Source organism: Rhizobium sp. SL42 (genome assembly GCF_021729845.1).
Lineage (GTDB): Bacteria > Pseudomonadota > Alphaproteobacteria > Rhizobiales > Rhizobiaceae > Allorhizobium.
Window position 1 is genome coordinate 3,561,708 of sequence record NZ_CP063397.1, and the last position, 13,117, is coordinate 3,574,824.

Consider the following 13,117-nt stretch of genomic DNA (forward strand, 5'->3'; position numbering starts at 1 on the left):
AAAAGGGCGGTGCCAGCGGCCCGCCCTTCTCCTTCAAATCACAGGGATCCGCGCCTTCAGGCCGCGATCGCCTTGCCGCCGAAGGTTTCCGTCAGGATCTTGCGGTCGAACGGCTTCAGCAGGAACTCATTGGCGCCTGCGCGCTTGCCGGCCATCATCGTCTTCAGGTCTGCCTCGACGACGCAGTAGTAGATCTTGACGCCCTTGCCATCCGGCAAGGCGCGCAGATTGGTGATCAGGTCGAGGGCATCGTCCATGCCTGCGTCAACGATGATGATATGCGGCAGTTCGCGCTCGCAACGAACCAGCGCCTCGCGACCAGAGCCGGCCTCGGATATCTCGAAACCGAGTTCAGACAGGATCTTCTTGCCGACCTTGCGTACAATGTCGGAGCCATCTGCGATCAACAAACGCTGCATGGTAAACTCCTCTGTCTCCGCCAGGAGACAACGATTAATCCCGATAAGCCTATCCGAGTTCAACTAAGGAAATGTTACCGCTTGGAATACAACTTCGTCTCGAAACGAGACGGTGTCAGATCACTTCGGCGGTAAAGGCAATCTCGCCTTCGCTGGGGATGAATTTCAGCTCCATGCCGCATTCGTCCGCCAGCAGAATGGTGTAGTAAGGCTGGATCGTATGGGCATCGACTGCCTCTTCCAGCGCGCCGTTCAGAAGTTCGGCGAATTTCGGCGGAACGCGCAACATGCGGCCCTTGGCGACGATCTTGAACTTTGCGTCCGTTTCCGGGTTCTCCAGCGAGACGTCGAGCGAGCCGCCGCGCGGAATGGCGCCATAGGCGACCAGGAACAGGTTCATCAGAAGCTTGACGCGGTTCTTCGCGATGATCGCGCGCGGACCGCTCCAGGTCACTTCGGTCTTCTTTTCGGCCAGCGCAAAATCCTTGGCGGCTTTTTCGGCTTCGCCGGTATCGATCGAGGCGCCGACGGAACCGGAGGCGCCAAAGGCAAGCCGGGCAAACTTCAACCGGACCGAGGCATTCAGCGCGCTGGTGCGGATCAGGTCCATCGCATCGGCATCCGCACCGCCCTCGTCGAGCAGTTCCAGACCGTTGTTGATCGCACCGACCGGCGAAATGACATCATGGCAGACACGGCTGCACAGCAGCGCCGCGAGATCGGGGCCTGCGAGGGTAAGGTTGATATTTTTCGCCATCGGTCTCTCCAGAAGATTTAAACCGACGATACAGAGCGCGCTCGAGTCTGGCACGGGCTACGAACCGGTCGGATACCATATGGTCATAATGACACCATATTTGGTAAACCGATTATTAAGACGATCCTCGGTAAGTTCGATTACCCCCATCGGAGAGGCCGAATCCATCGGCTTCGCATCTAGGAGGCCCCATGCGTCTTTTGCCAACCCGTCATCTTTCGGCCGCGCGTCTCTTGATCGCCGCCGCCATGGCCATCGCGGGCTTTGTCACGACCATGCGTCCAGCCGAAGCCGCAGGCGAATACTCAATCCAGGAAGTGGTCGATGCCGGCCACGGCTTCTTCGGTGAAACCAGCGGCGCTCTTGCCAAGGTCATCGAGCAGGCATTTGAAACCCATGGCCTGCCCAATGGCTACATCCTCGGCCAGGAGGGCTCGGGTGCACTGATCGCCGGTCTGACCTACGGCGAAGGCATGCTCTACACCAAGAATGTCGGCCAGCATGAAGTCTTCTGGCAAGGCCCCTCGCTCGGCATCGACTATGGCGGCAACGGCACACGCACAATGATGCTCGTCTACGACCTGCCGGCAGTCGATACGCTCTACGCCCGCTACGGCGGCGTCAGCGGGTCGGCCTACGTTGTCGCCGGCGTCGGCATGACCGTTCTGAAAAGCCGCGACGTCGTTCTTGTCCCGATCCGCACAGGCATCGGCGCCCGTCTGGGCATCAATGTCGGGTATCTTAAGCTGACCCGTGCCCCGACCTGGAACCCTTTCTGACCTCGGGCATTTCCACACTCAGCTTCGCACAAGCTCTCTTTGATGTCGTTAGCCATAACGACGCAAACAGATCCTGATGCGAGCCACCGAGGCTTGTCGAGGGCTATGGGCCGTGGTTAAATATCTTCTAACATATGCCTGAACGCTGAAATGGCGCGACCGTGATTGAATATGCCCTGCTTTTCGGATTGGGATTTATGGCCGCAGCGCTCCTGGTGATGCTGCTTGCGCCCGCAATCCATCAACGCGTCGTTCTCTACACGGAGAACAGGCTGAAAGCGACCATGCCGCTCAGCCCGCAGGAGATCCGCGCGCAGAAAGACATGGTTCGCGCGCTTTACGCCGCCGAAAATGCCCGCACCATGCATGAACTCACCCGCGAGCGGGAAAAGTCGCTGGCGCTGACCTTGTCCAACGAGTCGCTGGCAAGCGAGGCCAGCCGTCTGGTGGCCGACAATCAGGAACACAAGGGCCAGATCAACGAGATGAGCACGGAGGCAGCCGACCTGCGCTCAAAGCTGCGCCGCTCGGAAGTGGACGCCTCGACAGTCAGGGAGACCCTGAAACGTGCCGAAATCGCTAGCGCCGCCAAGGACCTCGAGCTTGAGGATCTGACACGCCGTATCGGCCGCATTCTGTCCGAAGTCGATAGCATGCGCATCGAGGCCATCAGCCGCGATACCGAGATCGATGTGCTGAAGACCCGCGTACAATCGATGCGCGACGAGCGCGAAGAACTGCGTCGCGAAAACAAGTTGCTGGTGAAGCGGGCACGGGATGCGGAAATCCGTCTCACCCAGGAGGAGCACAAGGCGCTCCGGCTCGACGATCACCTGTCTCGCAAAATGGCCGACCGCGCCGACCTGGAAACGTCGCTGGAACGCCGCACCCGCGAGGCTGCCGAATTCAGGGCCAAGCTGAAGACCGCAAACGCGCAGCTTCGAACCGCATTTCGTGCCTTGAAGCAGGCCGACCTTCCAGTGCCCGACCTCAAGGATCTCGACATGGTCGAAGACGACACCGTGCCCGCGCTTGCCCCTCTTGACCCCGAGCGTCTCGCAGAAGACATCCGCGCCCGCCAGGCCGCCCTGACTGACCGGCTGCTGCGCGCCAAGGCGACAACCGAAGACAATGCCTTGCGCGATGAATTGGGCGACATTGCCGCAAAGATGATCGTTCTCACCGCGGCAAGCGAAGGAGCCGCGTCGCCGATTCCCGATCTGCTGGCTCAGGCGCAAAAGCCCGGCATGCAGAAAAGCCTGGTCGACCGGGTGATCGCCATGGATCCCAAGCTTGCCCGTACGCAGACAACCCAGGCAAGTCAGCCTTCTCCGGCAGAATGAACTTCAGAAATTCAGCCAAGCCTGCCCATCGCCCGGGCCAGATGGTAGAGTGCGATTCCGCTGGCAGTACCGACATTCAGGCTGTCGAGGCCAGCTGCCTGGGCAATGCGGGCTGACTGAAATCGCGCAAGGATCGACGCCGGCAAGCCGTCGCCTTCTGTTCCCATCACCAGCGCCACGCGTTGCCCCGACCTGATCTCGCCAATCTCGACTGCGCCCGACGGCGACAAGGCCCAGATCTCGAATCCGGCGTCAGCAAGCGTGCCAAGCATCGCCTCCGCCGCACCCTGCCGGCTATACGGTGTGGTCAGCACGGAGCCGACCGATACCCGCAGTGCCTTGCGGTAGAGCGGATCGCAGCATGTCTCGTCCAATAGAACGGCATCGGCGGTGAAACCGGCAGCGTTGCGAAACAGCGAGCCGATATTGTCGTGATTGGAGATGCCACAACCGACCAGCACCAGCGCACGGTCCGGCAGCATCGCCACGTGTGCCGCAAGCGCCGGCGGCTCATGTCGGCACCCGACCGCCAGAACGCCGCGATGCAGGTGGAAGCCGGCAATGGCGTCGAGGACGCTTCCTTCGGCGACATACACGGGAACGTCGGCGGAGAACTGGGCCAGCAAGCCGGAAACGCCCTCCACCCGGTTTTTCAGCAGCAGGATCTTTTCCGCCCGCACCCCGCGATCCGCGAGATGCGCCTTTGCCAGCATCGACAGCACGACCGTACCTTCGGCGATGAACCGGCCCTGACGGCCGGTCAGATCACGCTCCCTGATCGACGAAAATTCGGCAATCCTCGGATCGGCCGGATCGGTGATCTCGATCAGCTGCGGTCCAGGCATCAGGGCTCAGTTTCCGCCAAGCGTGATGTCGGCGATGATACGCCCGACAGACAGGTCGAGAACCAGGGCCTTGCGTTCAGCCGATGCGGTTTCACCATAAATCAGGATCTGGCTGCCGGACAGCGAGATCGACACGACCTTGAAACCGGCAGGCAGGTTCGCCGTCAGCGCCAATGGCTGATCGGACGGCACCAGGAACGGCGTCGTTTGCGCGGCAACCGGCTGCGTGCCGTCGCTGCGGGTGAGCTTGTAGGCGATTGCCACCAGCACCGCCATGAACATCACCGCCATGATCCCGCCGGAGATCAGCTGTAGCTTGATCATCTTGCGGCGCACGCCTTCCATGACCGGGTCCAACGGCTTTTCGTCCTGGTTTTCTTGATCGAGATGAGACATGGCAGCAGTCTTTTTCCTTGCGGCTCGCAGTCAGACAGGCACCTTCCCTGATGCGAACCATTCAGGGAAAATCAGCCAAGCGCTGTGGCTGTCGATTGTGGAAGGCGAAAACCTGTGCCAAATGGCACCAGACACCTGCCGCATCGCCGGGTGTTTTCACACGGGATGACAATATGAACGACCCCTTTAACGAAGCAGCCGCGCCAATGAAAGAGCTGATTGCCGGTGAAGACGCCGAAGGCAGGCTGGACGCGTGGCTGACTGCACAGCTGGAGGGTGAGTTTTCCCGCAACCGGATAAAGGCGCTGATCGAGCAGGGTGCGGTCAAGATCAACGGTCAGGCTGTTGCCGAGCCCAAGCGCAAGATCAAGGTCGGCGACAGGCTGACGATCGAGCTGCCCGAGCCGGAGGATCCGGAACCCAAGGGCGAGAACATCCCGCTCGACGTGCTGTATGAAGACGCCGACCTGATTGTCATTGCCAAGCCGCCCGGCCTCGTCGTGCATCCCGGTGCCGGCAACTGGACCGGCACGCTGGTCAACGCGCTGATCTATCACTGCGGCGACAGCCTGTCCGGCATCGGCGGCGTCAAGCGTCCCGGCATCGTCCATCGTCTCGACAAGGATACGTCCGGCGTCATGGTCGTCGCCAAGAACGACCTCGCCCACCGTCACCTCGCCGACCAGTTCGCCGACCATGGCCGCACCGGGCCTCTGGAGCGCGCCTACCGGGCGATCGTCTGGGGTCGTCCACGCACGCTGACAGGTACGATCGACGCGCCGCTCGGCCGCGCCGGCGACCGCACCAAGCGCACGGTGAAGAAGGAAGACACCGACGACGCCCGCGAGGCCATCACCCACTATACCGTGATCGAGCGCTATGGCGAAAAACCGGACGCGACCTGCCTCGCCTCATTGGTCGAATGCCGGCTCGAAACCGGCCGCACCCACCAGATCCGCGTGCATATGGCCCATATCGGCCATCCCCTGATCGGTGACCAGGATTACGGCATGGCCTTCAAGACCAAGGTCAACCTGCTTCCAGACGCCGCCAAGGCGATCGTCAATGGCTTCCATCGCCAGGCCCTGCATGCCTATCTTCTGGCGTTCGAACACCCGAGTACCGGCGAGACCATGCATTTCGAGGCGCCCATTCCGGAAGACCTGCAAACCGTGATCGACGCGCTGCAAGCCATGTAACCGCGACCCAGTCCAGCCGCAGAGCCGATCAGCTGTCGGCGGGAACCACGGAGCCTGCCGCAACCCATCGGGCCGCCAGGATGTGAACGCAGACCGCCGCCAGCACGATCGTGCCGCCGAGAAGCGTCGTATTGGCTGGCGTGTCGCCGATGAACAGCCAGACCCACAACGGCGCAAGCGGCGCATCCAGCGCTCCGATCAGCGCCGATTCCACCGGCGGCAGGTAACGCGACCCGATGGTGAGGAGCAGGAAACCGAGCGAGAAGGCAAGCACCCCGAAGACAAGTACGACCAGCAGGTCATGCGACGACACGGCAAGCGGGCTTGCCAGTGGCAACGCGATCGCCGCGCTCATCAGGCAGGAAACGACCGTGCACGGCAATGCCGGCTTGTCGGGATAGCGCCGGACGAGCACCGTCCACAAGGCCACCATGAACGTCATGGCGAATGCGAGCGCATCGCCGGCCAATGTCCCCTCTTCGCCACTGCCTATCATCACAAGCACGCCGATCAGCGCAACCACGCTGGCGACAAGTGCGGAACGGCTCGGACGCTCCCCCAGAACCATGAAGGCGAGACCAGCCGCCACGAAAGGGCAGGTCGCAAAGATGATCGCGACATGTGCCACCGATGTCGTGTAGAGCGCGCCGATGAACAGGACGGCGCAGGCAGCCGACGTCGCGCAGATCACCAGGCCCGGCCAGCCAAGCCGGGTGAAATCGGCGACAACCCGCCCCCTGGCCGTGACCAACAGGCAGGCCAGCAGAAAAACGCTGGCGATCGCGCCGCGCAGGAACAGAAGCGTGGGCCCGTCGATCGCGACAAGACGCGTCATCAGACCCGCCGTGCTCAACGCAACCGTCGCGATCGTCACAGCAGCCAGCCCCTGCACATAGGAAGACAATCTCACACACGACCTCCGGGATTCGATGAGTGTGTATCCTATAGCAGATCCCTACTGACATCAGCCTGGCAATAGCACACCACGTCCTTGCCGATGCTCGAAAAGATCGATCGCCCGTAACGCTGATCAGGGTGCCTGGTATGCTTCTGCCCAAATTTCCGGTGCAATATTTCGGCAACGAGGGAAATCAGGCTGGTTCGGAGTAAATATCGCAATGCGACGAAACACGAACGCCTCAGCGGCGTTGTCGGTGTGGAACGAGGCAGCCCTCTTGGCACCTCGGCTAGGGAGTCCGCATGAGTGACCGTGGTAGGAAGATCAACAGATCACGCGATTTGCGCAGTGCCAGACCGTTCTGGAGCGCCACACCCAACATATCCGTCGATGCAGCCGGCAAGGTGAGCGACAAGGACTATGATGCGATCATCATCGGAGCCGGCATCAGCGGCGCCTTGATGGCCGAGGCGCTGTCGCGACGCAAGCTGCGAATCCTGATTGTCGACCGACGCGAGCCCGTCCGCGGCAGCACAATGGCAAGCACCGCCATGATCCAGCACGAGATCGACACGCCATTGGCCGAACTGTCGCAGATGATTGGCGACAAGAAAGCCGCCCGTGCCTGGCAGCGCTCTGCCGCGTCGGTGGCCCGCCTGTCCGATCTGGTCGATGAATTGGGGCTGGACTGCAGCTTCGAGGCACGCAAGACCCTCTATGTATCAGGCGACACCTATGGCTCGCGTGCACTCCGGAAGGAAGCAGAAATGCGCAGCGCCATCGGTCTCGATGCAGACTACCTGAACGGCGGCGCTCTTGCGGAACGCTTCGGCATCGAGCGAACGGCCGCCATCGTTTCCAGTTGTTCGGCATCCGCCAATCCGGCGCAGTTGACCGCCGGCCTGCTGCAGGTCGCGGTCAGCCGAGGTGTCGAGATCGTGTCGCCGCTGACAATCGCCGACTACAGGGAAACGCGCGATGGTGTGGTCGTCGCCACCAGCGAGGGCCAGCTGCTGACCACGGCTGACCTGATTGCCTGCACGGGATACGAATACCTGACCCGACTGGAAAGCAAGTCGCACCAGGTCATCTCGACCTGGGCCATCGCCTCGCAACCCAATACGCCGCGCCCCGGATGGCTGAAGGACTTTCTCGTCTGGGAAGGGTCGGATCCCTACCTATACTTCCGCTCGACCCCGGATGGTCGCATCATTGCCGGCGGTGAGGATGAGATCGACCCCCTCGCCCACCAGGATCCGGCCAAGGCGAAGCAGAAATTCGCCCGTATCGCGGAAAAACTGCGCGACATGGTCGGCATCGACATCGGCAAGCCTGCTTACGGCTGGTCCGCCCCCTTCGGCACCACGACGACGGGCCTGCCGATCATCGATCGCCTGCCCGGCACCGAGCATGTTCACGCCGTCATGGGCTTCGGCGGCAACGGCATCACCTTCTCCACGATTGCGGCGGAGATGCTGGCCAACCGGATTGGCGGCAAAAAAGATCCGGACGAGGACCTGTTCCGCTATCCGGACTGACGTCCGGGTTCTTTGCAGAACCGTGAAAATTCGTCACGGCCTCGTGATGGAACAAACCGCTTGAAACGCGGTTTTGCCATACTTATTTGTTAGCTGGATTTCTGTGGGGAAGAGACAGATCCACGGAGATGGGGTTCGCCGTTATTGGGAGCCCAGCGCAAGAAGGGGGTGCTTTATGGCCCGCAATAGTCTGCCTAGCATTACTGCCGGCGAAGCCGGTCTCAATCGTTATTTGGATGAAATCCGCAAATTCCCGATGCTGGAGCCGCAGGAAGAGTACATGCTCGCGAAGCGTTACGCTGAGCATGGCGACCGCGACGCCGCACACCGCATGGTGACCAGCCATCTTCGCCTCGTGGCGAAAATTGCAATGGGTTATCGCGGCTATGGACTGCCAATTGGCGAAGTCGTGTCTGAAGGCAATGTCGGCCTGATGCAGGCCGTGAAGAAATTCGATCCGGAACGGGGCTTCCGTCTGGCCACCTATGCCATGTGGTGGATCAAGGCCTCGATCCAGGAATACATCCTGCGCTCGTGGTCGCTGGTCAAGATGGGCACGACTGCCAACCAGAAGCGCCTGTTCTTCAACCTGCGTCGCCTCAAGGGCAAGATCCAGGCGATCGAGGAAGGCGACCTGAAGCCGGACCAGGTGACGGAAATCGCCACCAAGCTGAAGGTCTCCGAGGAAGAGGTCATTTCGATGAACCGCCGCCTGTCGGGCGACGCATCGCTGAACGCACCCTTGCGGGCAAGCGAAGGCGAGAGCGGCCAGTGGCAGGATTGGCTCGTCGACGACCACGAAAGCCAGGAAGCCGTCCTGATAGAACAGGACGAGCTCGAAACCCGCCGCCGCATGCTGGCGCGGGCGATGAGCGTTCTCAACGAACGTGAACGCCGCATCTTCGAAGCCCGTCGCCTGGCTGAAGATCCGGTCACGCTCGAAGAGCTGTCGTCGGAATTCGACATCAGCCGCGAACGCGTCCGCCAGATCGAGGTCCGGGCCTTTGAAAAGGTGCAGGAAGCCGTTCAGAAGGATGCGCTGGAACGTGCCAAGGCCCTGCGCGTCGTCGAAGCCTGAGGCCGAACAATCGGCAACAAAAAACCGGGTGTGTCGCAACACCCGGTTTTTTCATGCCTGAACATCAGGTTTCTTAGTTGCCGGCAGGGGCCGCAAGCGCCGCCCATTCCTTCATCACCTGGGTAAACACCGCAGCGCCATCCGTGCCCTTGTCGAGGGTTAGCAGCGCCCGTCGTCCATTGCGATAGATGACAGGAATGTCGATCCAGCCGCGGGTCGCGAGCAGATCGAGATTGCGCTTCACCACATCCTCGAAATCGTTCAGCGCCACCAGATAGGTGTCGTCGGTGACCTTGGCCGAAACCGCAACCAGCGGATCGCCGCGATCCTGCTCGGTCCGCTTCATCGCGATGCGCTGGAGGTTCTCGATCGCGCCGCCTTCGAAATCCGGCGGCACCGAGAAGACAACCTCGATGATATGGCTTGCCGGCAGCGAACTGTCGGCATTGCGCTTGATCGTCACCAGTGCCGACATGCCGCGTTCCGGCACATTGATCCGGCCCTGGATCTGAGGATTGGGTTTGCCGTCTTCGCCGGTTTCACGCACCGCAGACCATGTGATGGTTCCGGGCACGGCAACCGGTGTCGTCTGGCCGAGCTTCTCCTCGTAGAGGAAAGCCTTGTCGCCGGACAAGGCCGCAGCCGTGCTGCCGGCTGCCGGCGGGTTCTGCGTCGGCGCGGGCGCAGTCGATGGCGGAGCATCACCCGGCTCCACGGTCGAGGCAAGCGTCTGCGCGGACACCGAGCGTCCTTCAGCGGGAGCATCGGCGGCAACGGTTGCACCTGCGCCGGCATCCGTCTCCGTCCCGTCGGCCAGCAGCCTCTGGGTGAACTTCTGGCCGCTTACGGCTCCGTCTTCGGTCGTAGCGGCAGGCGCTGGCGTTGCCGCCGGCTGCTCGGTCGTTGCAGCAGGCGTCGTCGTCGCCGGATCGCTGGCGACGGGTGTTGTCGTCGCGGTGTCCGTGGTCGATGCGGAAGAGCCGGTCAGACTGGAGACCATCTCGCCCATCTCGCCGCGATAGGTCCAGGCAGCAAAGCCTCCGCCAACCACGAGAACGGCGCCGAGTACGCCAAAGATCAGGGGCGCGAAATTGCGTGGCTTCTTCGGCTCGAGCCGGTAGGCGCCATAGGCATCCGGTTCGCCCGAAGGCTCGACCGCTTCCCCTTCGGCATGCGTCGAGAATGTCGACAGCTGGTCGTCCCATTCGCCGCCTGCAGGCAAGACGGCAGCAGCCTCGACCGACGTCGGCGGGACCTTGCTCAGGTCACCTGCCGTGTCATTGAACCACTGGCTGAAATCTTCGCTCTCCACCTTAGCCGGATGGCCAGTGGAGGTCTCGGATGCATAGGCAGCCTCGCCAAGCAGGATGTCATGCGGATCGCCGGCCACCGCAGTGGTTTCGGTTCTTTCCGGATCATAGGCAGGAAAGCCGCTGGCCGGTGTGAACGAAATCGCCGACGGCTCTGCCGTGACTTCGGGAAGTTCATGCGGATCGAATGCCGGGCGTTCCGCACCGATCTCAGGAAGATCCCAGCTGGCTGTGGGGATGGCCGGTTGGGCCGATGCCGGATTGCGATCGGCAAGCCAGTCATCGACAGCATCGGCCACCGGCGCACGCGCAACCTCGGCATCATTGGCGTAAGTTGCCGTTGCAGGCGCCTGGTGGCTTTCCTCGTCCCAGATCAGCGAGGCCGACTCGTCGGCCGGGCGCCATTCGCGTGGCTCATCGGCCACAACTGCGGGCGCTTCAGGCGCTGCGACGTCAGCCGTCTCGTAACGATGCTCGGGCTCAGGAGCCTGCTCCTGTTCCGGCTCGGAGGCAAATGGCTCGTCGTCAACAGTCGGAGCATAGTATTCCGGCGTCTCGACGATTTCGGCATGCGGTTCGTCAGCGGCGGCATAGGCCGGCTCTTCCCAGACCTGGGGCGCGACATACGGCTCCCGCTCATCAGCCTCGACCGGCTCGGCAACCGGTTCGAACACTTGAGCTTCAGCGGGCTCCACAGGCCGCTCATCCGCCATATGCGCATCGGCCCAATCGTCGCCGCTGGCAGCAGGAGCTGTCGGCTCTGCCCACGATGCCTCATCCGCCACAGCCCGTGGCTCGTGATACGCTGTGGCAGCCTCGGTCTCGGCAGGGGCTTCCGCCTCAGCTTCTTCCTCGCGCCAAGCAGGCTGTTCGGCGACGGCGGCAGTTTCCGCAACCGGATCAGCCGCAGGCTCATCGGCCACGGCCTCATCCGCCGCAGGCAAGGCCTCGGCATGCTCTGCTTCCACCTCGAGAATCGCTGCGTCCAGCTTGGAGAGCTGGCGTTGCAGCATCTGTTCCGGGGGACGCGGCGACATGTTCTCGAGCTGCCGGACCACGGCTGCACGGGCCTTCTCATAGACCTTCGCGCGCATCTCCGGAGTATTGTTCGACAGGCCGTCCACGGCCCGTCGAATCACTGCGATAAAGTCAGCCATCAGCACTTTCTCTTGATCGCCGATCCGGGGTGGACCAGCAAAACACTAACAGAATCTTATTAATCCTCGAAAGGGTCTGTCACAAGTATGGTGTCGTCGCGTTCTGGGCTGGTCGACAGCAAAGCAACCGGCGCACCGATCAGCTCCTCCACCTGACGGACATACTTGATCGCCTGAGCCGGCAAATCCGCCCATTTGCGGGCGCCGACGGTCGATTCCTTCCAGCCTTCAAGGGTGATGTAGATCGGTTCGACCCGCGCCTGGGCCGCCTGGGCTGCCGGAAGATAGTCGATTTCCTGGCCGTCGAGCTTGTAGCCGACGCAGATCTTCAGCTCTTCGAGACCGTCGAGAACGTCCAGTTTCGTCAACGCGATGCCGGTGATTCCATTGGTGGCAACCGACTGGCGCACCAGTGCTGCGTCAAACCAGCCGCAGCGACGCTTGCGACCGGTGACGGTGCCGAACTCATGCCCCTTTTCGCCGAGGAACTGCCCGATCTCGTCGGTCAGTTCGGTCGGGAACGGGCCTTCGCCGACGCGGGTCGTGTAGGCCTTGGTGATGCCGAGGATGTAACCGAGCGAACCCGGGCCCATACCGGAACCAGCAGCAGCCTGGCCGGCAACCGTGTTCGATGAGGTAACAAACGGATAAGTGCCGTGGTCGATGTCGAGCAGCGAGCCCTGCGCGCCCTCGAACAGGATGCGCGAGCCCTTGCGGCGCTCCTTGTCGAGCAGAACCCAGACACTATCCATGAACGGCAGAACGCGATCGGCGATCGAGGTCAGCTCTTCCATGATCGTCTTGTGCTCGACTTCGACCGCGCCGAAACCGCGACGAAGGGCGTTGTGATGGGTCAGGATGCGCTCGACCTTGCCTTCCAGCGCATCGAGATCGGCGAGATCCATCACGCGGATGGCGCGACGACCGACCTTGTCTTCATAGGCCGGGCCGATGCCGCGGCGGGTGGTGCCGATCTTGGTGCCGCTGTTGGAGGCGGCGTCCTCGCGCATGCCATCCAGTTCGCGGTGCAGCGACAGAATCAGCGTGGCATTTTCGGCGATTCGCAGGTTGTCCGGGGTCACTTCGACGCCCTGGTCCTTCAGGCGGCCGATTTCGGCGATCAGCGCATGCGGGTCAACGACCACGCCATTGCCGATCACCGCCTTCTTGCCCGGACGCACGACGCCCGACGGCAGGAGCGACAGCTTGTAGGAGACGCCGTCGATGACGAGCGTATGGCCGGCATTGTGTCCGCCCTGGAAGCGCACGACGATATCGGCGCGCTCCGAGAGCCAGTCAACGATCTTGCCCTTGCCCTCGTCACCCCATTGCGAACCAATCACCACGACATTCGTCATTTCGTAATCCTGTCTATCGCGCAACGCTGCGCTTTACCCA

The 13,117-nt window shown here is 62.1% G+C and carries 13 protein-coding genes; 6 read left to right on the forward strand and 7 right to left on the reverse strand.

Translation table 11 applies throughout. The features are described from left to right. Positions 1–56: 56 nt before the first annotated feature. Both IM739_RS16820 and chpT read right to left on the reverse strand, forming a co-directional pair. Positions 57–419 (reverse strand): response regulator, encoded by a 363-nt coding sequence (locus tag IM739_RS16820; RefSeq protein WP_237368829.1) that lies wholly within the window; start codon positions 417–419, stop codon positions 57–59. A gap of 115 nt (positions 420–534) precedes the next feature. Then, the gene (chpT, locus tag IM739_RS16825; RefSeq protein ID WP_237368830.1) at positions 535–1,176 is read right to left on the reverse strand and encodes a histidine phosphotransferase ChpT; all 642 of its coding nucleotides are present in this window, start codon (positions 1,174–1,176) and stop codon (positions 535–537) included. Between the two features lie 248 nt (positions 1,177–1,424). Here chpT and IM739_RS16830 point away from each other — a divergent pair, with 248 nt between their 5' ends. Together IM739_RS16830 and IM739_RS16835 are read left to right on the forward strand one after the other, a co-directional pair. Beyond that, positions 1,425–1,955, forward strand: coding sequence for a DUF1134 domain-containing protein (locus tag IM739_RS16830; RefSeq protein ID WP_442981145.1), 531 nt, complete (start codon positions 1,425–1,427; stop codon positions 1,953–1,955). A gap of 197 nt (positions 1,956–2,152) precedes the next feature. After that, the gene (locus IM739_RS16835) at positions 2,153–3,298 is read left to right on the forward strand and encodes a hypothetical protein (protein WP_237368832.1); all 1,146 of its coding nucleotides are present in this window, start codon (positions 2,153–2,155) and stop codon (positions 3,296–3,298) included. An 11-nt stretch (positions 3,299–3,309) separates the two neighbouring features. Here IM739_RS16835 and IM739_RS16840 read toward each other — a convergent pair whose 3' ends face one another. Together IM739_RS16840 and IM739_RS16845 are read right to left on the reverse strand one after the other, a co-directional pair. After that, a complete protein-coding gene (locus IM739_RS16840; protein ID WP_237368833.1) occupies positions 3,310–4,143 on the reverse strand; it encodes a TrmH family RNA methyltransferase in 834 nt (277 codons plus the stop codon). 6 nt (positions 4,144–4,149) lie between these two features. Next, positions 4,150–4,539, reverse strand: a complete 390-nt coding sequence (locus IM739_RS16845; RefSeq protein ID WP_237368834.1) for a hypothetical protein — start codon at positions 4,537–4,539, stop codon at positions 4,150–4,152. On the opposite strand from IM739_RS16845, the gene IM739_RS16850 reads away from it, so the two are divergent. Then, a complete protein-coding gene (locus tag IM739_RS16850) occupies positions 4,538–4,708 on the forward strand; it encodes a hypothetical protein (protein WP_237368835.1) in 171 nt (56 codons plus the stop codon). The genes IM739_RS16845 and IM739_RS16850 overlap by 2 nt on opposite strands. A gap of 4 nt (positions 4,709–4,712) precedes the next feature. Then, positions 4,713–5,738: an RluA family pseudouridine synthase gene (locus tag IM739_RS16855; RefSeq protein WP_237368836.1), complete on the forward strand. Its 1,026-nt coding sequence runs from the start codon at positions 4,713–4,715 to the stop codon at positions 5,736–5,738. Between the two features lie 28 nt (positions 5,739–5,766). Here IM739_RS16855 and IM739_RS16860 read toward each other — a convergent pair whose 3' ends face one another. Further along, positions 5,767–6,648: a DMT family transporter gene (locus tag IM739_RS16860; RefSeq protein WP_237368837.1), complete on the reverse strand. Its 882-nt coding sequence runs from the start codon at positions 6,646–6,648 to the stop codon at positions 5,767–5,769. Between the two features lie 290 nt (positions 6,649–6,938). On the opposite strand from IM739_RS16860, the gene IM739_RS16865 reads away from it, so the two are divergent. Both IM739_RS16865 and rpoH read left to right on the forward strand, forming a co-directional pair. After that, on the forward strand, positions 6,939–8,174 hold the full coding sequence (locus tag IM739_RS16865) for an NAD(P)/FAD-dependent oxidoreductase (RefSeq protein ID WP_237368838.1): 1,236 nt from the start codon (positions 6,939–6,941) through the stop codon (positions 8,172–8,174). Positions 8,175–8,349: 175 nt separating this feature from the next. Beyond that, positions 8,350–9,252, forward strand: a complete 903-nt coding sequence (gene rpoH / locus IM739_RS16870) for an RNA polymerase sigma factor RpoH (RefSeq protein WP_007606354.1) — start codon at positions 8,350–8,352, stop codon at positions 9,250–9,252. Positions 9,253–9,325: 73 nt separating this feature from the next. Here rpoH and IM739_RS16875 read toward each other — a convergent pair whose 3' ends face one another. After that, positions 9,326–11,719 (reverse strand): hypothetical protein, encoded by a 2,394-nt coding sequence (locus IM739_RS16875; protein WP_237368839.1) that lies wholly within the window; start codon positions 11,717–11,719, stop codon positions 9,326–9,328. A 59-nt stretch (positions 11,720–11,778) separates the two neighbouring features. Then, positions 11,779–13,077 (reverse strand): adenylosuccinate synthase, encoded by a 1,299-nt coding sequence (locus tag IM739_RS16880; protein ID WP_237368840.1) that lies wholly within the window; start codon positions 13,075–13,077, stop codon positions 11,779–11,781. Positions 13,078–13,117: the final 40 nt, after the last annotated feature.

What these genes read in the sequence shown, in the direction of transcription:
- IM739_RS16865 (WP_237368838.1), top strand. Translation starts at nt 6,939, where the DNA reads ATGAGTGACCGTGGTAGGAAGATCAACAGATCACGCGATTTGCGCAGT.
- IM739_RS16855 (WP_237368836.1), top strand. Translation starts at nt 4,713, where the DNA reads ATGAACGACCCCTTTAACGAAGCAGCCGCGCCAATGAAAGAGCTGATT.
- chpT (WP_237368830.1), bottom strand. Translation starts at nt 1,176, where the DNA reads ATGGCGAAAAATATCAACCTTACCCTCGCAGGCCCCGATCTCGCGGCG.
- IM739_RS16830 (WP_442981145.1), top strand. Translation starts at nt 1,425, where the DNA reads ATGGCCATCGCGGGCTTTGTCACGACCATGCGTCCAGCCGAAGCCGCA.
- IM739_RS16880 (WP_237368840.1), bottom strand. Translation starts at nt 13,077, where the DNA reads ATGACGAATGTCGTGGTGATTGGTTCGCAATGGGGTGACGAGGGCAAG.
- IM739_RS16850 (WP_237368835.1), top strand. Translation starts at nt 4,538, where the DNA reads ATGGCAGCAGTCTTTTTCCTTGCGGCTCGCAGTCAGACAGGCACCTTC.
- IM739_RS16875 (WP_237368839.1), bottom strand. Translation starts at nt 11,719, where the DNA reads ATGGCTGACTTTATCGCAGTGATTCGACGGGCCGTGGACGGCCTGTCG.
- IM739_RS16820 (WP_237368829.1), bottom strand. Translation starts at nt 419, where the DNA reads ATGCAGCGTTTGTTGATCGCAGATGGCTCCGACATTGTACGCAAGGTC.
- IM739_RS16845 (WP_237368834.1), bottom strand. Translation starts at nt 4,539, where the DNA reads ATGTCTCATCTCGATCAAGAAAACCAGGACGAAAAGCCGTTGGACCCG.
- IM739_RS16840 (WP_237368833.1), bottom strand. Translation starts at nt 4,143, where the DNA reads ATGCCTGGACCGCAGCTGATCGAGATCACCGATCCGGCCGATCCGAGG.
- rpoH (WP_007606354.1), top strand. Translation starts at nt 8,350, where the DNA reads ATGGCCCGCAATAGTCTGCCTAGCATTACTGCCGGCGAAGCCGGTCTC.
- IM739_RS16835 (WP_237368832.1), top strand. Translation starts at nt 2,153, where the DNA reads ATGGCCGCAGCGCTCCTGGTGATGCTGCTTGCGCCCGCAATCCATCAA.